Origin of the sequence: Pseudomonas sp. B21-009 (assembly GCF_024749345.1) — a bacterium.
In the GTDB taxonomy this organism is placed as follows: domain Bacteria; phylum Pseudomonadota; class Gammaproteobacteria; order Pseudomonadales; family Pseudomonadaceae; genus Aquipseudomonas.
Window position 1 is genome coordinate 2,462,439 of record NZ_CP087199.1, and the last position, 18,200, is coordinate 2,480,638.

Below are 18,200 nucleotides of genomic sequence, written 5' to 3' on the forward strand. Positions count from 1 at the left end.
ATGCTCAACCTGCCCGATCGCCTTGGCAGCCGCAAGAGCTGTGCCCAGTTCGCCAACCTGCACACCTTTGTCGCGGTTGCCCGGCACCTGAGTTTCAGTCAGGCCGCGCAAGAGCTGTGCCTGACTGCCAGCGCCGTCAGCCATCGCATCGCCCGCCTGGAGCAAGCCCTGGCGTTGCGCCTGTTCGAACGCCTGACCCGGCGCATTCGCCTGACCGCTGAAGGCGAGCGCCTCTATCAAGTGCTGCAAGGTTTGGAAGCGCAACTGCAAGAAGCCCTGCAACCGTCGACTGAAGAAGTCAGCGGTGCCCTGAGCCTGTATGTACGGCCGTCGCTGGCCCAGCACTGGCTGGTGCCGCGCCTGGCGGATTTCCAGCAGCGCTATCGGCAGGTCAGCCTGGACATCCGCACCGGCAACGACCCGGTGGATTTTCGCACCCGCCCGGTGGACCTGGCCTTGTTGTATGGCCATGGCGAGTTTCCCGGGCTGGCCAGCCAGTTGTTGATGGACGAGCACGTCGCCCCGGTGTGCAGCCCGCAGTATGCCGAGCGCCACGGCCTGATCGACCACCCCGGCCGCCTGGCCCAGTGCACCTTGCTGCACGATGCCCTGGCCTGGGAACATGCCGCCTTCGACGCCGAGTGGCAACGCTGGGCCGGCGAGCAGGGCGTACAACAGCACCTGCCCGCCCGCCACCTGACCTTCGACCGCTCCGACCTGTGCAGCGCCGCCGCCAGCCAGCATGCTGGCGTAGCCATCGGTCGCCAGCGCCTGGTGCAACCCTTGCTTGACCAGGGCGCGTTGATCCTGCCCCTGGGGGGCTTCGGCCAGACGGCGGGGCAGGGTTACTACCTGGTGCATCCGCCGCGGGAAAGGTTACCGCTGCGTTTGCGGGTGATGATTGAGTGGTTGCGCGAGTGTGCACTCAGCTGACTTCGATCCAGCGCCCCTCCTGGCGATCCGACTGCACACACGCCTCGATAAACGCCATGCCGCGCAGGCCGTCTTCAGCGGTCGGGCACAGGCGCGCCAAGGGCGCCGGGGCGCGCTGTTCGCGGCGGGCCCTGATCAGTTCGGCGGCGTCGCTGTAGATGTTGGCGAAGGCTTCGAGCAGGCCTTCGGGCTGGCCGGCCTTGATTCGCGTGGCTTGCCTGGCGGCATCGCTGAGCCAGCTTTCACCCCGGCGCAGCACCTGGTGCGGCTGGTCCTGGTGGCGCAGTTCGAGGCGCTCGGGTTGTTCCTGGTGCCAGTACAGCGAGCCGCTCGAGCCAAAGATCCGGATCTGCAAGCCATGGCGCTGGCCGGCAGCGACGAAGCTTGCCCATAGCAGGCCTCGGCCGCCGCCGCTCAGGCGCAGTTTGACGTGGGCGTTGTCGTCCGAGGCGCGGCCCGGCACCAGGGTGCTGAGCTCGGCCGAGACCTGGCTGACCTCCTGGCCTGTTACAAAGCGCAGCAGTTGGTGGGCATGCACGCCGACATCGGCCAGTACCGACGAAGCGCCGGCCTGATCGGGGTCGGTGCGCCAGGCCAGGGCCTTGACCCCTTGCTGCTCCAGCGGGTGGGTGCCGAAGGCGCTGGCGTGCTCGACCTGCACCAGGCGCACCTCGCCGATCGCACCCTGAGCGATCAGTTCGCGGGCTTCGCGAATCAACGGGTAGCCGCTGTAGTTGTGGGTCAGCAGGTGCAGGGCCGGGCCTTGGCGAACCTGATCGAGCAGGGCATTGGCCTGGGCAAGGTTCGCCGCCAGCGGCTTGTCGCAGATGACATCGATACCGTGCTTGAGAAACGCAAGGCTCGCCGGTACGTGCACGGCATTGGGCGCCATGATCGCCACCACCTGGATGCCGTCTGCGCGGGCGGCTTCGGCCCTGGCCATGGCTTCAAAATCGGCATAGGCGCGCTCTGGCGCCACGCCATAGGCCTGGGCCGCGGCCAGGTTGCGCTCGGGGTCGCGGGCGAAGACCCCGGCGACCAGCTGGTAATGGCCGTCCAGAGACGCTGCATAGCGGTGAGTCGAACCGATCGACGACTCCAGGCCGCCGCCGACAAAGCCCAGGCGCAGTCGTTGTTGTGGGTTGGCCATGGTTTTCATTGGGCGCCTCCGTTGGCGTGCTTGAGTTCGCGGGCAAAATGTTCGATCGCCAGCACGTAGCCGTGAGTGCCGAAACCGGCCAGCACCGCCTTGGCCACCAGCGATACATAGGAGTGGTGGCGGAAGGCTTCGCGGCGGTGGACGTTGGAGATATGCACCTCGATCACCGGTACCTCGGCGGCAATCAAAGCGTCGTGAATTGCCACCGAGGTGTGGGTCCAGGCGCCGGGGTTGATGACGATTGCGCCGACCCGGCCACGGGCCTGGTGAATCCAGTCGATCAGTTGGCCTTCGTGGTTGGTCTGCTGGAACTCAAGCTTCAGTTCCAGGCGCCGGGCGGCCTGCTGGCAGAGGTTTTCGACATCGGCCAGGGTTTCGCGGCCGTAGACTTCGGGTTGGCGCAGGCCGAGCATGTTCAGGTTGGGGCCGTTGAGCACGAGCAGGGTATTCATGGCTGGTTTCCAGTCAGGGCGTTGGCGCGCAGGGCGTCGTAGGTGGGTTTGTCCAGGCTCACCGCGTCGGCCTTGCCGAGTTGGTCGATGGGCGTGCGGTAGGTTTCCGGGGCGCTCCAGGCGGCGATGGCCGACAGCGCGGTGACCAGGCAGGTGATGGCGCCGATCAGCAGCGGCACGTTGTCGGAGCCCGGCGGCGCCACGGCGGTGAACAGCGCCGGCAGCAGGGCGGTGATCATGTAGCCGATGTTCTGCGCCACGGCCATGGCCGAGACCCGGTAATGGGTCTGGAACTGCTCGGGGAAGAAGCTTGGGAAGATGGCGTTGTAGCCCTGGTAGATCATCCCCCACATCAGCAGCGAGGCGGCAAACGCCAGCGGCAGGTTGTGCAGGCTGATGGCATAGAGGTAAAGGAACGACATCAACCCGCAGCCGATGGCGCTGCCGATGATCAGCGGGCGGCGGCCGATGCGGTCGGAGAGGTTGCCGACAAAGGGGATCACCAGCACTGCGACGATGTTGCCGACCACCGGGATCCACAGGTACACGCTCTTGTCAAAACCCACGCCGTAGGCCGGCTGTACCGCATAGGCGGCGCCGAACACGGTGGTCACCACCGGGATCACGTTCATCAGCGACACCCCGAGTACTACCAGCATGCCGCGCCAGCTGTGCTTGAAGGCTTCACCGATGGGCGAGCGCTGGCGCACCACCTTGGCGACTTTCTGGGTGAACGCCGCCGGCTCCTCGACCTCGCGGCGGATGATGAATGCTGCCAGCAGCACGGCGGCACTGAGCAGGAAGGGGATGCGCCAGCCCCAGCTGTTGAAGGCCTCTTCGGGCATGAAATAGGCCAGCGGCAGGAAGATTGCCGCCGCCAGCACCTGGCCGGCCTGCACGCCCTGCAGGGTGAAGCTTGCGTAAAAGCCACGACGACCGGGCGGCGCATGTTCGAGGATCATCGAGCTGGCACCGGCGATTTCCCCGGCCACAGCAAAGCCCTGGACCAGGCGCAGCACCACCAGCAGCACCGGCGCCCAGTAGCCGATCTGGCTGTAGGTCGGCAGCAGGCCGACGGCAAAGGTGGCCAGGCCCATCAGCAGCATGCACAGCAGCAACACATGCTTGCGCCCGCGGGTATCGCCCCAGTGGCCGAGCACGAAGGCGCCGACCGGGCGCGCCAGGTAGCCGACGCCGTAGGTGGCCAGGGAGGCGACGATGGCCAGTTTCGGGTCGCTGGAAGGGAAGAAGATCTGCGGGAAAATCAGCGCCGCAGCCTGGGCATAAATGAAGAAGTCGTAGTACTCGAGCGCCGAGCCGACCCAGCCGCTGGCCGTGGCTTTCTTGGTTTGCCGGGCTGCATGCAGCCCTTGGGGATGGTTGGCCATCTGTCTGTCTCCGTTTGTTGTTGTTATGGAGCGGTAGGACTGGATAAAAGGCTTCAGAGGCTGTCGGTGTCGACGATCTGCCCGCTGCGTGCGGCGCTGCTGATGGCTTCGACGATCTGCAGGTTGCGCAGGCCGTCGCGCACGCTCACCAGCGGCGCTTGTTCGCCACGCACCACCTGGCAGAAATGCGCCAGCTGGCGGGCTAGCGGGTCGGCGCTTTGCAGCGGCGCCACGGCGGTGCTGAAGGGTTTCCACCATGATCGCTCGGCAGATTGCTCGTAGTACTTCAGGCGCATGGTGGGGATCGACAGCGTGCCCTGGGTGCCGCAGATCACGTAGCAGTCTTCGTCGGCGTAGCTGGGGTAATCGGGGTTCTCCCGCGCGGTCTGCTCCCAGCTGCGGGCGCAGGCGGCGGTGTCGCAGAGCATGAAGGTGCCGAGGGCGCCGTTGGCAAAGCGCAGGCTGATGGCGACGCTGTCTTCCACGGCAAAGCCACGGGTGGCGCTGGAAGCCTGGGCCTGCACGGCGACGATCTCGCCGCACAGCGAACGCAGGTTGCCGATCTCGTGGATCATGTTGATCAGCACCGGCCCGCCGCCGAGCTGCCGGCGCCAGGGCGCGGCGTCGAAATAGTCGTCGGGCTTGTAGAACAGCGCGCTGCCCATCACCGCTACCAGGTTGCCGAGCAAGCCTTCGGCGATTACCTCGCGGGCCTTGGCGAGGATCGCGCTGTGGGCACGGTGATGGCCGACCAGCAGCCGCGCACCCGTTTGCTCGGCGATCGCCAGCAGGCGCTTGCCTTCCTCCAGGGTGTGGGCCACGGGTTTTTCGATCAGCGCGGCAACGCCGTGGTCGACGCAGGCCAGGGCGCCTTCGACATGCAGGTGATTGGGCGTAGCGAGGATCACCCCATCCGGGCGCTGCTCGGCAAACAGTTGCTCAAGTGAAGGGTAGAGGGCAACGCCGTGGCTGGCTGCCAGCTCGGCGGCGGCCGGGGCCGGGTCGATCAGGGCGGCCAGTTCGCACTCGGCGCTGGCCTGGATCAGTTCGATATGCCTGCGGCCAATCAGGCCGGCACCGGCAACGGCAATGCGAAGTTTGTTCATGGCGCTCTCGTTATTGTTATGCGGACCGCGGCAGCGGTTTTGTGAGAGGCTAATAAAAAACTCCCAGGAGATAATCGGGCCAGATGAAGAATCAGAATGCGCTATTAGCGAATAATGAACCGCTGCTGCGCGACCTGCAGTTGTTCTGCGAAGTGGCGCGCCGCTCAAGCTTCATCGCCGCCGCCACCGAGATCGGCCTGTCGCCGGCGCATGTCAGCAAGCGCATTGCCACCCTCGAGACCTTGCTGGGGGTCAAGCTGTTCAACCGCACCACGCGGCGGGTGAATATCACCAGCGACGGCGAGGCGGCGTTCATCTGGGCGCAGAAGATTCTCGAGAACGTCGAGTCGATGCTCGAGTCGTTGTCCGCTGCCCACAGCGAGCCGCGCGGCACCCTGCGTATCAGCACCAGCCTGCGCCTGGGCCGCGAGCACATCGCGCCGATCTTGTCGCTGTTGCGCAAGCGTCACCCGACCCTGGATATCTGGCTGGAACTGCTCGACCGCCGGGTCGACCTGATTGGCGAGAACTTCGACATCGACATCCGCGTCGGCGAGGTGCAGGAGAAACACCTGATCGCTCACCGCATTGCCGAGAACAAGCGGGTGCTGGCGGCATCGCCGGATTACCTGGCGCGGCGCGGGCCGGTGCGGGTACCGGCGGAACTGGCCCAGCACGATTGCCTGCTGTTTCGCAGCCGCGACGACCGCTTTGGCGTGTGGCGACTGGTCGGCCCGGGCGGGCCGGAAACGGTCAAGGTCACCGGGCCCATGGCCGCCAACCACAGCGATATCGTCCGCCAATGGGCGATGGACGGGCACGGCATCATCATGGCTTCGTACTGGGACGTGGCCGCCAGCTTGCAGGAGGGGTCGCTGGTCAGGGTGTTGCCGGCCTATCACCAGCCGGCGGATGTCTGGGCGGTGACGGCGGCGCGTTCGGGTAGCTCGGCGAAGGTCCGCAGTTGCGTGGCGTTCTTGCGTGAGCAACTGGCGCAGGGGCCGTTTGCGCTGGCGGTGGGTGGCTGAGGGGCATCGCGGGGCAGGCCAACTCCCACAGGCACTATGCAGGCTCAAAACTGTGGGAGTCGGCCTTGCCGGCGATGGGCTGCGCAAGCAGCCCCAAGCACTCAATCGCCGGCTTGCACCTGCAGCATCCACTGCCCGTCGATTTCACGCACCAGGCCGCTGGCCAGGAACAGCGGCAGCAGGCGCTTGTGCAACTGCGGTTCAACAAAACCTTTCACTGCGCTCAGGTCCAGCGCACCCAGCGCCGGCAGGTCGGCCTTGGTGTACGAAAGCCAGGCCTTCTTCAGTGCATTGAGCACATCGCTGCCCGCGGTGTTGGCAAATCGCCGGTTGAGCGTCTGGCCGTCGAGCACGAAGGTGTGCTGGTACTCGTAGCCCGTTTCGTCACCGCCGCTGGTGCGGCAGCGGATACAGGTGCAAGGCCCGTCGCCGAAGGCTTTTTGCAGGTAGTTGTTGAAATCCACCACGGGCTTGAGCCCCAGGCGCTTGTCGACCTCGAACATGTCCGAGGTCAGGTTCTGTTCAGCACTCAATGTCATTCCTCTGACAGGTTTTACCGGGGGGGCACAATACCAGCCGGGGCGGGCCGAGGGTACCTTCGTGCGTCGCCTCGTCGATAGGCGCGGGCTTTTTCCGGGCCGCTCCATTACCCTATGCGCCCGTGAGCGTCAGCAGACGCCGATAGAATTGTCGTTGGAGTTCGACCATGTACAACTACACAGCCACCGTAACCGTCAGCGACGACCTGCATGCAGACGTTGAAGCGGTGGAAAACGTTGCAATTCGGGTGGGTCTTGAAGCCGTTACCGAGACGCTGAAGAAGGTCCACTTTGTCGGTGCCCTGGCCGCTCCGGACAAGGCGACGCACATCTGCGTGACCCTCGATAACGGCCTGAGCTACTACGGCCCGATCGTTAACGGCCATGCCGAGCTGGAAGGCGGCTGGATCGCCTTTGAATGCGACATGCTTACTCCGCAAGAACTGGGCCTGTAATCAGTTGGGCTACAACAGCCCGGCCCAGAACAACCCGGCCAGGTACAAGGCCACGCCAAACACCCCATGGGCCAGCAGGCTGCGTGCCCGCGCCACATTCGGCTTGGGGGTTTTCGAGGCAAGGACACCGGCGCCCATGCCGGGCTGCATGATCAGGTAGGGTGCCGCCACGGTCGCCAGGCCAAGCACAAATGCTGGCATAAACCGTGGCTGTTGCGCCCACTCCAGCCCGCAAAGGGCGAGCAGCAAAGCGGCGAACATCACCCCGATTAGGTAATGCGCACTCCAGCCGATCAGCCGTTCGTTGGCCAGCGCAGGCGCCTTGGCGATGCTCTGATGGGCGAACTGCCCGCGCGGCATATGGCCAATCCAGCGGCCGACCAAGCCCCAGTTCGGCCCGGCCATGCCCAGCACGCGCAGCTGGAACAGCGACCAGAGATCGGCAATGGCGGTGGCCGTTACGCCAATCAGTATCGCAAGGGTCAATCCTTCAAGCATGGCGTACTCCTTTTAATAACATTCAATAGATTGATTGAATGATTGGCCAATGCTACCTTGCTGTCAATGACTGATATGAAAACCCAACCACACCAGCAGATTGCCGAGCTGGCGCGGACCCTTGGCCACGCCCACCGCCTGAATCTGCTCGAACAGATGGCGGGCGGTGAGCTGGCCGTCGAGCAACTGGCCCAGCAGTGCCAGCTGTCGGTGGCCAACGCCTCCCAGCACCTGCAGCACTTGCGTCGCGCCGGCTTCGTGCAGACCCGCCGTGATGGCAAGCGCGTGCTCTACCGGCTCAGCGCCGGGCCGATCACCGAGGTGCTGGCGGCGCTCGGGCAATTGGCCGCGTTCAACCGCGCGGCGATCCGCGAGCTGATGAGCGATAGCCTGAGTGCGCCTGAACAGCTGGAAGGGATCAGCAGGGAAGAGCTGCTTGAGCGTTTGCAGGAGCACAGCGTGACCCTGCTCGATGTGCGCCCGGCCGAGGAATTTGCCCAGGGGCATTTGCCGGGGGCGATCAATATTCCATTCAGCGAATTGCAGCAGCGCCTGGGAGAACTGCCGGCCAGCCAGGAAGTGGTCGCCTATTGCCGTGGGCCCTGGTGCGTGTTTTCCCGCGATGCGGTGACGGCCCTGAAAGCCGGGGGCTTCAAGGCGCGTCATTACCTTGCAGGCGTTGAGCAGTGGCCCGGGCCGCTGCAGGGTTAAGCCAGCTCGCCAAGGCAGCGTTCGAGGATATCAAGGCCTTCTTCCAGCACCTCAGGCTCGATGGTCAGCGGTGCCAGCAAGCGGATGATGTGCCGCGCCTTGCCGCTGGGCATCAGCAGCAGGCCGGCGCTTCTGGCCGCTGCCAGCAGGTGTGCCAGCTGCGCCGTGGCCGGACTGCCATTGGCGTTGACCAGCTCGATGCCACGCATGGCGCCGGTGCCGGTCAGGCGGCCCAGGTAAGGTGAAAGTTTGTTGGCCTGCCAGCGTTTGAAGCGCCTGAGCAGCGCCGCTTCCTGCTGCTCGCCCCAGGTTGCCAGGTTGGCATCGCTCATTTCATCCAGGGTGGCCAGCGCGGCGGCGCAGGCTATTGGGTTGCCGGAGTAGGTACCGCCCAGGCCGCCTTTGGGCAGGTTGTCGACCAGCGCCTTGCGCCCGACCACCGCGCCCAGCGGCATGCCGCCGGCAATACTCTTGGCCAGCAACAGCAGGTCCGGCTCGATGCCCAGGCGCGGGAAGGCGAAGCGCTGGCCGGTGCGGCCAAAACCCGACTGGATTTCATCGATGATGAGCAGGATCCCGTGCTGGTCGCAGAAGCTGCGCAAGGCCTGGGCGAACGCAGGTTCCATGGCCAGGAAGCCGGCCTCGCCCTGCACCGGTTCAAAGATGAAGGCGGCCACGTCATTGACGTCGATCTCGACGCTGAACAGGCGCTGCATGGCCTCGAGCGCCTGCTCGGTGCTCACCCCGCTGTCCTGGCTGGGGAAGGGCAGGTGATACACCGGCCCCGGCAGCACGCCGACGCGCTGCTTGTAGGGCGCGACCTTGCCGTTGAGGTTGAGGGTCGCCAGGGTGCGGCCATGAAAGCCGCCGTCAAAGGCGATGATCGCGGTCTTGCCGGTGGCACCGCGAGCGATCTTCAGGGCGTTTTCTGCAGCTTCCGCACCGCTGTTGGTGAGCATGCCACTGAGCGGGTAAGACACTGGCACGAACTGCGCCAGCCGGTGCATCAGCTCGATGTAGGGCTCATGCCCGGCGGCGTTGAAGGCGTAGTGGGTCAGGCGCGTGGCCTGCGTCTGGATGGCGGCAACAATTCGCGGGTGGCAGTGGCCCAGGTTCAACACGCCAATACCGCCAACAAAATCAATATAGCGTTTGCCGTCGGTGTCCCAGACTTCCGCGTTTTTACCGTGTGACAGTGTAATAGGGTGAACGACGGAAATAGACTGGCTGATAGTTTCGTGACTCATTTGCCCGCGGCCTCGCTGCAGTTTTTTATTATCTAAGCGAGCCGTGGATATTCAGTGCAAACGAAATAAAGGATTGCAGTCATTCCTTCAATTCCGGAACTTGCCCGCCACTGCCTACGCGCTCAACGATCCACTCGACAAAGGCGCGGACCTTGGGCACCTCGGCGGCATGCTCGGCGTGGGCGATAAAATGCGAGCCCTCGCTGGTTTTCGGGTGGTTCCAGGGGATCGCCAATTTGCCTTCGGCCAGCTCCTCGGCCACCAGATAACGCGGGACAAGGGCGATGCCGCAGCCGGCCTGGGCGGCGCGGATGCACATGTAGAAGGTGTCGAAGCGTGGGCCGTGGTAGCTGTTCTGGCTGTGCAGGCCCTGGCCGAGAAACCACTCATGCCAGGCCTCGGGCCGCGAGGTGCACTGCAGCAGGCGGTGTTCGGTGAGTGATTCGGCACTGTCGAAGTGCTGCCGGGCCAGCAGGTCCGGGGCGCACACCGGCACCACCTGCTCCTTGAACAGCTCGATGCAGGTTGCCCCGGGCCAGGTGCCCTGGCCGAAAAAGAAGGCGATGTCGGCCTTGGCCTGAACCAGGTCGAAGGGCTCCAGTTCGTTGCGGATGTCCAGGTGAATACGCAGATGGCGCTCGCCGAAGCCCTTGAGGTTGGGCACCAGCCAACGCTCGCCGAAGGTCGGCTGGGTGGCGATGCGCAGCACTTCGGTCTCACCGCCATAACTGAGGATGTAGCGGCTGGACATGTCCAGTTGCACCAGGATCTTGTTCACCTCGGCCAGGTACAGGGCGCCGGCCGGGGTCAGGTGCAGGCGCCGGCGGATGCGCTGGAACAGCGGGTGCGAGAGCATCTCTTCAAGCTGCGCGACCTGCTTGCTCACCGCGCTCTGGGTCAGGTGCAGCTCTTGGGCTGCACGGGTAAAACTCAGGTGCCGGGCGGCGGCTTCGAAGCACTGCAGGGCGGTGGTGGAGGGCATCAGGCGTTTGGACATGGGCGGGGTCAACCTGGCGAAAAAGAGATGAGGTCATTCCGTTACGGAATCATGTGCTTCTAAAAGGTCGTTTGTGAGCAGCGGCCCTATAGATTAATACTGACCTGCATCAACGATTTCAACCCGTATCCGCTGTAGGAGAATAATAAGATGGTTGCTGAACTACTTACCCGTTTGGGCGTGCCTGAAAGTTTATATAACGGCGGCACTCATGCTGTTTTTACGCCCATCGACGGCAGCCAGATCGCAGCGCTTACCCTGGAAGACAAAGCGGCGGTAACCCGTCGTATCGACGCCGCCCATGGGGCCTTCTTGCGCTGGCGTGATGTGCCGGCGCCACGGCGTGGCGAACTGGTGCGGCTGTTCGGCGAAGTGCTGCGTGAGCACAAGGCTGCACTCGGCGAGCTGGTGTCGATCGAAGCCGGCAAGATCACCCAGGAAGGCCTGGGCGAAGTGCAGGAAATGATCGACATCTGCGACTTCGCCGTCGGCCTGTCGCGTCAGCTCTATGGCCTGACTATCGCCTCCGAGCGCCCGGGCCACCATATGCGTGAAACCTGGCACCCGTTGGGCGTGGTTGGAGTGATCAGCGCCTTCAACTTCCCCGTCGCGGTCTGGGCCTGGAACACCACCCTGGCATTGGTGTGCGGCAACGCCGTGGTCTGGAAGCCGTCGGAGAAAACCCCGCTGACCGCGCTGGCCTGCCAGGCGCTGTTCGAAAAAGCCCTGAAAGTCTTTGGTGATGCGCCAGAAGGCCTGAGCCAGTTGATCATCGGTGATCGTGAGGCCGGCGAAGCGCTGGTCGACGATCCGCGCGTGCCGCTGGTCAGCGCCACCGGCAGCACCCGCATGGGCCGTGAAGTCGGCCCGCGGGTGGCTGCACGTTTCGGCCGCAGCATCCTCGAACTCGGTGGCAACAACGCGATGATTCTTGCACCGAGTGCCGACCTGGATCTGGCCGTACGCGGCATCCTCTTCAGCGCCGTCGGTACTGCTGGCCAGCGCTGCACCACCTTGCGCCGGCTGATCGTCCATCGCTCGATCAAGGACGAAGTGGTTGCTCGGGTCAAAGCCGCCTACGCCAAGGTTCGTATCGGCGACCCGCGCAAGGACAACCTGGTCGGCCCGCTGATCGACAAGGCTTCGTTCGAAGGCATGCAGGACGCTTTGGCGCGCGCCCGCGATGAAGGCGGCCAGGTGTTTGGCGGCGAGCGGCAGATTCAGGACCAGTACCCGAATGCCTACTACGTGGCCCCGGCGATCGTCGAGATGCCTGGCCAGAGCGCCGTGGTTCGTCATGAAACCTTTGCACCGATCCTCTACGTGCTGGCGTACGACGAGTTCGAAGAAGCCCTGCGCCTGAACAACGAAGTGCCGCAAGGCTTGTCGTCGTGCATCTTCACCACCGACCTGCGCGAAGCCGAGCGCTTCCAGAGCGCCGCGGGCAGTGACTGCGGGATTGCCAACGTCAACATCGGCACCAGCGGTGCGGAGATTGGCGGCGCCTTTGGCGGTGAGAAGGAAACCGGCGGTGGCCGTGAGTCGGGCTCGGATTCGTGGAAGGCCTACATGCGCCGGCAGACCAATACCGTGAACTATTCCCGCGAGCTGCCGTTGGCGCAGGGGATTGTCTTCGACTGACCCGCGATAAGTACACCACCGTACAAGAACAAGCAGTAGAGGGTTACCCATGGCATCGCTACAACAAAAGAAACAGCGTTCGCTGCAACACGGTCTGACCTCGCGCCAGGTGTCGATGATCTCCATTGCCGGGATCATCGGCGCCGGGCTGTTCATTGGCTCGTCAACGGCCATCGCCACCGCCGGGCCGGCCATTCTGATTTCCTACACCATGACCGGCCTGCTGGTGCTATTGGTGATGCGCATGCTCGGGGAGATGGCCATCGCCAACCCCAACAGCGGCTCGTTCTCCACCTACGCCAGCCAGGCCATCGGGCCCTGGGCCGGGTTTACCATCGGCTGGCTGTACTGGTGGTTCTGGGTGCTGATCATTCCGGTCGAGGCGATTGCCGGTGCCGATATCCTGCATGCCTACTTCCCCGGCGTGCCGTCGTGGCTGTTCGCCTTTCTGATCATGATCGTGCTGTCGGGCACCAACCTGATCAGCGTGAAGAACTTCGGCGAGTTCGAGTACTGGTTCGCGCTGATCAAGGTCATTGCCATTCTTGCCTTTATTGGCGTCTGCACCCTGGCGGTGTTCGGCTTCTGGCCACTGGCCGAAGTCTCCGGCGTGCAGCAACTGTGGGCCACTGGCGGCTTCATGCCCAACGGTTTTGGCGCGGTGCTCGGCGGCGTGCTGGTGACCATTTTCTCGTTCTTCGGCGCCGAGATCGTCACCATCGCCGCCGACGAAACGTCCAACCCCAAGGACAAGATCCGCAGGGCCACCAACCTGGTGGTGTACCGCATCGCGATCTTCTACATCGTCTCGATCTTCTTCATCGTTTCGCTGGTAGCCTGGAACGACCCGGGCCTCAAGGCCGTTGGCTCATTCCAGCGCGTGCTGGAAGTGCTCAACGTGCCGGGCGCCAAGCTGATGGTCGACCTGGTGGTGCTGGTGGCGGTGACCAGTTGTATGAACTCGGGGCTTTATACCGCCTCGCGCATGCTCTACTCGCTGGGCTCGCGGGGCGAGGCGCTGAAGATGACCAAGCGTATCTCCGGCAATGGCGTGCCGACCGTGGCGGTGATTCTCTCGACCTTCGCAGGCTTTGCCGGTTGCCTGGTCAACTACGTGTTCCCCGGCAAGGTCTTCGGCTTTTTGCTCTCGACCACCGGCGCCATCGCCTTGCTGGTGTACCTGGTGATTGCTGTGTCGCAACTGCGCATGCGCGCCATCACCGATCGCCAGGGCACTGAGCTTGCGTTCAAGATGTGGCTGTTCCCGTGGCTGACCTGGCTGGTCATCGGCCTGATTACCCTGGTGCTCGGCTACATGCTGATCAGCCCGGCCTACCGCTATGAAACCCTGATGACCGCGGGGGTGACCCTGGCCATCCTGCTGATCTCGCTGACCCGCCGTAAAACACCGGCCAGCGAGCCGGCCGGCAGCCCGTCGGTATCGGCCAAAGGCCTCTAGCGCGGCGCTTGGCACGGCAAAAGCCCATGACCGGTTCATGGGCTTTTTCGTTGTCCGGCGTTACTATCGGCGTTGCTTTCCCTTTAAAAAACAGACAATCAGGAAGCCTATGAGTACCCAAGCCTTATCCCTGCAGGAACTGGCCGCCCCCGAAGGCGTCTGCTACGGCTGTGGCTGTTCCCACCCCAGCGGCCTGCACCTGAAAAGCCACTGGGACGCCGACGGTATCCACCTGCTGTGCCGGCACTCGCCCGACAGCACCTTCCTCGGCTGGCCGGGGCTGGTCTATGGCGGTTTGCTGGCGATGCTGGTCGACTGCCATTCGAACTGGACCGCCATGGCCTACCACTACCGCGCCGAAGGCCGCGAGCCGGGCAGCCTGCCGCGTATCGACTGCGTCACCGGCCAGCTCAACCTGACCTACCTGAAACCCACGCCGATGGGCGTCGAGCTGCTGCTCAAGGCCCGGGTCGAGGGTGAAGTGGGGCGCAAGAGCCGGGTGATCTGCGAAGTCTGGGCCGACGACGTGCTGACCGTCAGCGCCGACTCGGTGTTCGTCCGGGTCGACACCGAAAAGCTCAAGCACAAGGCCCACGGCACCGCTTAAAACGGCACGGCAATGGTCAACTGGCTGTAGACGTTGGTGCCATTGCCGCCAACCTGGTTGCCGCCGTCATCGCTGCTCTTGCGCGGCTGGTACAGGCCCAGCAGCGGGCTGATGATCAGGTGCTCGCTGACCGCCCATTCGGCGTACAGGTCCAGCTCGCGGCCGTCGAGGTTCAGCGTGCCGCGCTCGTGCAGGGTCTTGTAGTTGAACAGCAGCACGCCCAGGGTCAGGGCCTCGACCGGGGTGGCCTTGAGGCCGACAAAGTGCACGTCGTTGTTGCTGTTGAACGGGCCTGAATAGTTGCCCGTGACCTCGCCCTGGAACCAGGTGCCGTAACCGCGGTTCATGCCGTTGAACATCGAGTCCCAGCCTTCGGAATAGCGGCTGTAGCGGTAGGTCAGGTCCGGGCGCCAGGGCACCTCGGCAAAGGTGTAGCCGGCTTCGGCGTACCAGGCTTTCTCCGGCCCTGCGTGCTTGTTTTGCCAGGCATATTCGAAGGCGAAATGCGCGTTCTCGACCCCAGCATCACCGGCGCCGCGCAGGCTGTAGATGTCCATGCCTTCACGTTGTTTCTGGAACTCGCTGGCATAGCGATCATCGACATTCAGGCCGCGAATGTAAGTCAGTTCCAGGGTGCCGGGGGCAGCGCTGTAGGCCAGGGTGCCGGCGGCCAGTTCGCTGTTGGCCTGGGCGCGGTTGTCCGACTTCATCCACAACAGGCTGCCATGCAGGCCATCCTTGGCGCCCAGGCGCAGTACTGCGGTCTTGTCGAAAGCATGGCGGGCGGCCAGGTAATAGGCGCCGCCGCGATTGAGCTCGCCGTCGGCCGGGCCCTTGCCGAAGTTCAGGCCGTCGTCGTTGATGATGAAGCCATCGCCGAGGGTGATGACCTGGCGACCGAACGACAGGTCCAGGCCATCCTCGCCCAGTGCCGGGATCAGTTTGCCCGAGCGCCAGCCGGCGAAGGCTTCGTCGAATTTAGTCGTGCGTTCGCTGCCATCGCTGATGCCGGCAGCATCGCCGTCGCCCCAGGTCGCCGAGCTGACCAGGTTGGCGGTGCCATAAACCGTGCCCAGTTCGCCCAGGCGCTGGTCGGCGCTCAAGCCATATTTGATAAAGCCTTCGCGCCAGGACGAGCCGCCTGGGGTGTCGTCGTAATTCTTGCGGCTGTTGAACAGGCCGTACACGGCGAGGAAGTTGGCGTTCAGGTGGGGGTCGTCATCGGCATACAGCTCAAGTGCCTGAACCGGGGGCAGGGCCAGCAGCAGGCTGAGGCTGGTGCCCTTGAGCAAATGGGGGAGGCGGGTGGTCATGGCGCAGGTTCCCTAAAGGAGGCGTTGGTGGCCGCCATTTAGGGTTCGAAGGCCCCGGCAGGTCTTTGCTTTGCCTGCCAGGGCGGTTGATCCTGCTCGCCAGCAGGTTTAGCGCAGGGTAGCGGCCATCTTCGCGAACACGTCGAGCACGGCGCTGGCCAGGTCCTTGCTGCGTTGGCCGTTCCAGCCGGTTTCGGCGTTGGGCGCGTCGTCGTGGTCTTTGAACGGCATCTCAAGGGTCAGCGACAGGCAGTCATGGGCCTGGCCGACGCTGTTGCAGGCCAGGGTCATATTGGCCTGGCCAGGGGCGGAGCGCGGGTAGCCATGGACCTGCTGGAAGTCCACGGTGCGCTTGCACAGGCTGTCGCGGAAGGTGGTTTCCAGGGCAGCGATACGCGCGTTGTAGCCGGGGTTGCCTTCGCAGCCGGCGGTGAACACGTGGGGGATTTCTTCGTCGCCGTGCACGTCGAGGAACAGGTCGACGCCGTGCAGCTTCATCTGCTGCTGGGCGAAGAATACCTCCGGGCTCTTGTCGATGCTCGCATCCTGCCAGGCGCGGTTCAGGTCCTGGCCCTTGGCGTTGGTGCGCAGGTGGCCGTGGATGGCGCCGTCGGGGTTCATGTTCGCGATCAGGTACAGGTCGGCTTCCTGCAGCAAGGCCCGAATCGTCGGGTCATTGTCTTGCAGGCGGTCGATCACCCCTTCCATGAACCACTCGGCCATGTGCTCACCCGGGTGCTGCTGGGCGATGATCCACAGTTTGCGCTTGGTTGCGGCGCCGTCGCCGGCGCGCAGCAACCGGATGTCACGGCCTTCGACGCTGCGGCCGGTGGCCAGCAGTTCAACGCCAGGCAGGCTGGTGGCGCGTTCAATCAACTGATTGTGGCGCGCGCGCGGGTAGGGCTCGAAATAGGCAAACCAGGCCTGGGGCTGTTCGGCCTTGAGGCTGAATTCGAGGGCCTTGCCGTCGAAAGTGGTGGGCACCCGGAACCACTGTTGCTGGTCGTAGGAGGCCACGGCCTGGTAACCGCTCCAGGCCTCGTGGTAGGACGAGGCACCGGCGTTTTCCAGGACAAAACCATGGGTCTGGCCCGGGGTCAGCCCCGCAGCCTTGAAGTGGAACCACTGGAAGTGCTCGCTGCGGGTGTCGGGGCGGATCTCCAGGCGCACCCGTGCAGGGTCACTGGCATCCTTGACGAGGATGTTGCCGGAATCGAAATCGCAGTCGATGTGCAGGGGGGACAGCGTCACGGTCATCACCAGGCTCCATGTAGAGTTGTTGTGGCAACTACTCTACACGCCTGGCTCAGGACCAGAAACCGATCGCTGCCAATGCCGCCAGGCCCAGGCCGATGGCCACCGAGCAACCGCCCAGCGACAGCGCGGCGCGTGGTTGCCGGTACCAGCCGTCCTCGCCCAGTTGGCGCGCCGGAGCCAGCAGCGAGCGCCAGCGCAGCTCGGTGGCGTGGAACGCCTCGCGGTGTGCCGGGGCGCTGTCTAGCCAGCGGCGAAAATCGATGCGTTCGCTGGCCGTCACGTTCGGGCTTTGCAGGCGTACGTACCACTGGCCGGCGATGCTCGCCAGGGCGTCGCGCTCTTCGCGGGCAATCTGCAGCGCCTGGTTCATGTGGCGCTCGACAGTGATGGCCGGCAGGTCGAGGCGCTCGGCAATGCTGGCGAACGACAGTTGATCGAGGCGGCTGAGGAGAAATACCTGCTGAACGCGGCGCGGCAGCTTTTTCAGGCGCTGCAGCAGGGCATCGTCCGCCAGATGGTGGGAAAGGGGATTGTGTTCAAGGGGCAGCAACAGACGGGTCATGTACAAGCTCCTTGCTGGTCGGTGGAGTGGGGGCGTCTTCCTTGACGCTGCAACAGCTTATTCATAACGAGATTGATTCTCAAGTGCTAATTCCGCAAAGCGCTGTTACAACCATTCACTGTGCGACATTCATTTGCTATCATCGCGGCCATTCAAGCAACACCCATCTTCATTAGCCTGAAGACCAAAAAAAAGACCCGGCAAAAAGCCGGGTCAAAAACCGTGATTAGCCTGATGAGGAGATAATCTGAGAGTCCGACCTAAGGGCTTTCAGTTTATCCAACCAGTCTCGCGACCAGTTGTGAGCAATAATAATCGTTATCATTTGCAAGTCAAATGAATTTTCTGTCATTGCGTAAAAACTTTTACGCAGTGCGCTCCCTCCTGACCGGCGGACACCAGCACCCGCCTTCGGTCGACTCCCACGTAACGTTCTGCAACAGGCTCAGGAATGCTCCTGATTGGCTGCCGTGCGCTCGAGCATGGCCCTGGCCATGTTGATCATGTGCATCGACGCCAGCGCCAGGTCGCGCGGTACGCCTTGCATGCCGTCAGCCGATTCGTAGGCGGTGGCGGCAGCGCAGCGCAATATATTGCTGGCATGGGCGGTGGCCTGGGCGCTGCTGAGGCCCTCACGGGCGACCAGCAGCGGCTCGTCGGGGCCAAAGGTCACCGGTGCCGGGTTGAGGTAGTAATCCAGCGCGCGCCGGGCGGCATCACTGTTACTTAATGCTTCGGAATCAAGGCTGAGGTCCGTTTCAGGGGATATCGGTTTCATGCGTCTGCCTGCTGTTTGGGTAAGCGATGAAAGGTGTTGGCAGATATTAATACGCTCTGTAGTTATGACT

The 18,200-nt window shown here is 63.8% G+C and carries 19 protein-coding genes; 7 read left to right on the forward strand and 12 right to left on the reverse strand.

Annotated elements, in window-relative coordinates:
- A complete protein-coding gene (gene dsdC, locus LOY34_RS11485; RefSeq protein WP_195883827.1) occupies nucleotides 1–933 on the forward strand; it encodes a DNA-binding transcriptional regulator DsdC in 933 nt (310 codons plus the stop codon).
- On the opposite strand, the gene LOY34_RS11490 is transcribed toward dsdC, so the two are convergent.
- The 4 genes from LOY34_RS11490 to LOY34_RS11505 are packed head-to-tail and all read right to left on the reverse strand — an operon-like array spanning nucleotide 926 to nucleotide 5,038.
- Complete coding sequence (locus LOY34_RS11490) at nucleotides 926–2,092, reverse strand: Gfo/Idh/MocA family protein (protein ID WP_230090847.1); 1,167 nt, start codon at nucleotides 2,090–2,092, stop codon at nucleotides 926–928. The two genes, dsdC and LOY34_RS11490, sit on opposite strands and share 8 nt — an antisense overlap.
- The gene (gene aroQ / locus LOY34_RS11495) at nucleotides 2,089–2,544 is read right to left on the reverse strand and encodes a type II 3-dehydroquinate dehydratase (RefSeq protein ID WP_195883828.1); all 456 of its coding nucleotides are present in this window, start codon (nucleotides 2,542–2,544) and stop codon (nucleotides 2,089–2,091) included. The genes LOY34_RS11490 and aroQ overlap by 4 nt, the downstream gene beginning before the upstream one ends.
- The gene (locus tag LOY34_RS11500; RefSeq protein WP_195883829.1) at nucleotides 2,541–3,932 is read right to left on the reverse strand and encodes an MFS transporter; all 1,392 of its coding nucleotides are present in this window, start codon (nucleotides 3,930–3,932) and stop codon (nucleotides 2,541–2,543) included. The genes aroQ and LOY34_RS11500 overlap by 4 nt, the downstream gene beginning before the upstream one ends.
- Before the next feature lie 53 nt (nucleotides 3,933–3,985).
- Nucleotides 3,986–5,038, reverse strand: coding sequence for a Gfo/Idh/MocA family protein (locus LOY34_RS11505; protein WP_195883830.1), 1,053 nt, complete (start codon nucleotides 5,036–5,038; stop codon nucleotides 3,986–3,988).
- 83 nt (nucleotides 5,039–5,121) lie between these two features.
- Here LOY34_RS11505 and LOY34_RS11510 point away from each other — a divergent pair, with 83 nt between their 5' ends.
- Entirely contained in the window at nucleotides 5,122–6,066 is a 945-nt protein-coding gene (locus LOY34_RS11510; RefSeq protein ID WP_093383788.1) for a LysR family transcriptional regulator, read from the forward strand.
- 101 nt (nucleotides 6,067–6,167) lie between these two features.
- Here the strand turns inward: LOY34_RS11510 and LOY34_RS11515 are convergent, their stop codons facing one another.
- On the reverse strand, nucleotides 6,168–6,605 hold the full coding sequence (locus LOY34_RS11515; RefSeq protein WP_082075431.1) for a hypothetical protein: 438 nt from the start codon (nucleotides 6,603–6,605) through the stop codon (nucleotides 6,168–6,170).
- A gap of 167 nt (nucleotides 6,606–6,772) precedes the next feature.
- On the opposite strand from LOY34_RS11515, the gene LOY34_RS11520 reads away from it, so the two are divergent.
- Nucleotides 6,773–7,060: a hypothetical protein gene (locus LOY34_RS11520; RefSeq protein WP_045196837.1), complete on the forward strand. Its 288-nt coding sequence runs from the start codon at nucleotides 6,773–6,775 to the stop codon at nucleotides 7,058–7,060.
- Nucleotides 7,061–7,069: 9 nt separating this feature from the next.
- On the opposite strand, the gene LOY34_RS11525 is transcribed toward LOY34_RS11520, so the two are convergent.
- Nucleotides 7,070–7,558, reverse strand: coding sequence for a DUF2938 domain-containing protein (locus tag LOY34_RS11525; protein WP_195883831.1), 489 nt, complete (start codon nucleotides 7,556–7,558; stop codon nucleotides 7,070–7,072).
- A 75-nt stretch (nucleotides 7,559–7,633) separates the two neighbouring features.
- Here LOY34_RS11525 and LOY34_RS11530 point away from each other — a divergent pair, with 75 nt between their 5' ends.
- Entirely contained in the window at nucleotides 7,634–8,269 is a 636-nt protein-coding gene (locus LOY34_RS11530) for a metalloregulator ArsR/SmtB family transcription factor (protein ID WP_195883832.1), read from the forward strand.
- Here LOY34_RS11530 and LOY34_RS11535 read toward each other — a convergent pair.
- Nucleotides 8,266–9,516: an aspartate aminotransferase family protein gene (locus LOY34_RS11535; RefSeq protein WP_195883833.1), complete on the reverse strand. Its 1,251-nt coding sequence runs from the start codon at nucleotides 9,514–9,516 to the stop codon at nucleotides 8,266–8,268. The two genes, LOY34_RS11530 and LOY34_RS11535, sit on opposite strands and share 4 nt — an antisense overlap.
- A gap of 79 nt (nucleotides 9,517–9,595) precedes the next feature.
- On the reverse strand, nucleotides 9,596–10,513 hold the full coding sequence (locus tag LOY34_RS11540; protein WP_195883834.1) for a LysR substrate-binding domain-containing protein: 918 nt from the start codon (nucleotides 10,511–10,513) through the stop codon (nucleotides 9,596–9,598).
- A gap of 150 nt (nucleotides 10,514–10,663) precedes the next feature.
- Here LOY34_RS11540 and LOY34_RS11545 point away from each other — a divergent pair, with 150 nt between their 5' ends.
- The 3 genes from LOY34_RS11545 (at nucleotide 10,664) to LOY34_RS11555 (ending at nucleotide 14,220) form a co-directional block, all read left to right on the forward strand.
- A complete protein-coding gene (locus LOY34_RS11545) occupies nucleotides 10,664–12,154 on the forward strand; it encodes an aldehyde dehydrogenase family protein (protein WP_195883835.1) in 1,491 nt (496 codons plus the stop codon).
- 49 nt (nucleotides 12,155–12,203) lie between these two features.
- On the forward strand, nucleotides 12,204–13,613 hold the full coding sequence (locus LOY34_RS11550; protein ID WP_195883836.1) for an amino acid permease: 1,410 nt from the start codon (nucleotides 12,204–12,206) through the stop codon (nucleotides 13,611–13,613).
- 109 nt (nucleotides 13,614–13,722) lie between these two features.
- Entirely contained in the window at nucleotides 13,723–14,220 is a 498-nt protein-coding gene (locus tag LOY34_RS11555; protein ID WP_045198503.1) for a PaaI family thioesterase, read from the forward strand.
- On the opposite strand, the gene LOY34_RS11560 is transcribed toward LOY34_RS11555, so the two are convergent.
- The 4 genes from LOY34_RS11560 to LOY34_RS11575 form a co-directional block, all read right to left on the reverse strand.
- Nucleotides 14,217–15,533, reverse strand: coding sequence for a hypothetical protein (locus LOY34_RS11560; RefSeq protein ID WP_195883837.1), 1,317 nt, complete (start codon nucleotides 15,531–15,533; stop codon nucleotides 14,217–14,219). The genes LOY34_RS11555 and LOY34_RS11560 overlap by 4 nt on opposite strands.
- A gap of 108 nt (nucleotides 15,534–15,641) precedes the next feature.
- Nucleotides 15,642–16,790 (reverse strand): M14-type cytosolic carboxypeptidase, encoded by a 1,149-nt coding sequence (locus LOY34_RS11565; RefSeq protein WP_195883838.1) that lies wholly within the window; start codon nucleotides 16,788–16,790, stop codon nucleotides 15,642–15,644.
- Nucleotides 16,791–16,839: 49 nt separating this feature from the next.
- The gene (locus LOY34_RS11570) at nucleotides 16,840–17,352 is read right to left on the reverse strand and encodes a DUF4880 domain-containing protein (protein ID WP_195883839.1); all 513 of its coding nucleotides are present in this window, start codon (nucleotides 17,350–17,352) and stop codon (nucleotides 16,840–16,842) included.
- Between the two features lie 445 nt (nucleotides 17,353–17,797).
- Entirely contained in the window at nucleotides 17,798–18,130 is a 333-nt protein-coding gene (locus LOY34_RS11575) for a DUF6124 family protein (protein ID WP_045198511.1), read from the reverse strand.
- Between the last annotated feature and the right edge of the window lie 70 nt (nucleotides 18,131–18,200).

Bases quoted from the DNA above. Each gene is read 5' to 3' on its own strand.
- LOY34_RS11545 (WP_195883835.1), top strand. From the start codon at position 10,664: ATGGTTGCTGAACTACTTACCCGTTTGGGCGTGCCTGAAAGTTTATAT.
- LOY34_RS11505 (WP_195883830.1), bottom strand. From the start codon at position 5,038: ATGAACAAACTTCGCATTGCCGTTGCCGGTGCCGGCCTGATTGGCCGC.
- LOY34_RS11490 (WP_230090847.1), bottom strand. From the start codon at position 2,092: ATGAAAACCATGGCCAACCCACAACAACGACTGCGCCTGGGCTTTGTC.
- LOY34_RS11555 (WP_045198503.1), top strand. From the start codon at position 13,723: ATGAGTACCCAAGCCTTATCCCTGCAGGAACTGGCCGCCCCCGAAGGC.
- LOY34_RS11565 (WP_195883838.1), bottom strand. From the start codon at position 16,790: ATGACCGTGACGCTGTCCCCCCTGCACATCGACTGCGATTTCGATTCC.
- LOY34_RS11520 (WP_045196837.1), top strand. From the start codon at position 6,773: ATGTACAACTACACAGCCACCGTAACCGTCAGCGACGACCTGCATGCA.
- LOY34_RS11530 (WP_195883832.1), top strand. From the start codon at position 7,634: ATGAAAACCCAACCACACCAGCAGATTGCCGAGCTGGCGCGGACCCTT.
- LOY34_RS11515 (WP_082075431.1), bottom strand. From the start codon at position 6,605: ATGACATTGAGTGCTGAACAGAACCTGACCTCGGACATGTTCGAGGTC.
- LOY34_RS11510 (WP_093383788.1), top strand. From the start codon at position 5,122: ATGAAGAATCAGAATGCGCTATTAGCGAATAATGAACCGCTGCTGCGC.
- LOY34_RS11550 (WP_195883836.1), top strand. From the start codon at position 12,204: ATGGCATCGCTACAACAAAAGAAACAGCGTTCGCTGCAACACGGTCTG.
- LOY34_RS11560 (WP_195883837.1), bottom strand. From the start codon at position 15,533: ATGACCACCCGCCTCCCCCATTTGCTCAAGGGCACCAGCCTCAGCCTG.
- LOY34_RS11540 (WP_195883834.1), bottom strand. From the start codon at position 10,513: ATGTCCAAACGCCTGATGCCCTCCACCACCGCCCTGCAGTGCTTCGAA.
- LOY34_RS11525 (WP_195883831.1), bottom strand. From the start codon at position 7,558: ATGCTTGAAGGATTGACCCTTGCGATACTGATTGGCGTAACGGCCACC.
- aroQ (WP_195883828.1), bottom strand. From the start codon at position 2,544: ATGAATACCCTGCTCGTGCTCAACGGCCCCAACCTGAACATGCTCGGC.
- LOY34_RS11535 (WP_195883833.1), bottom strand. From the start codon at position 9,516: ATGAGTCACGAAACTATCAGCCAGTCTATTTCCGTCGTTCACCCTATT.
- LOY34_RS11500 (WP_195883829.1), bottom strand. From the start codon at position 3,932: ATGGCCAACCATCCCCAAGGGCTGCATGCAGCCCGGCAAACCAAGAAA.
- dsdC (WP_195883827.1), top strand. From the start codon at position 1: ATGCTCAACCTGCCCGATCGCCTTGGCAGCCGCAAGAGCTGTGCCCAG.
- LOY34_RS11570 (WP_195883839.1), bottom strand. From the start codon at position 17,352: ATGACCCGTCTGTTGCTGCCCCTTGAACACAATCCCCTTTCCCACCAT.
- LOY34_RS11575 (WP_045198511.1), bottom strand. From the start codon at position 18,130: ATGAAACCGATATCCCCTGAAACGGACCTCAGCCTTGATTCCGAAGCA.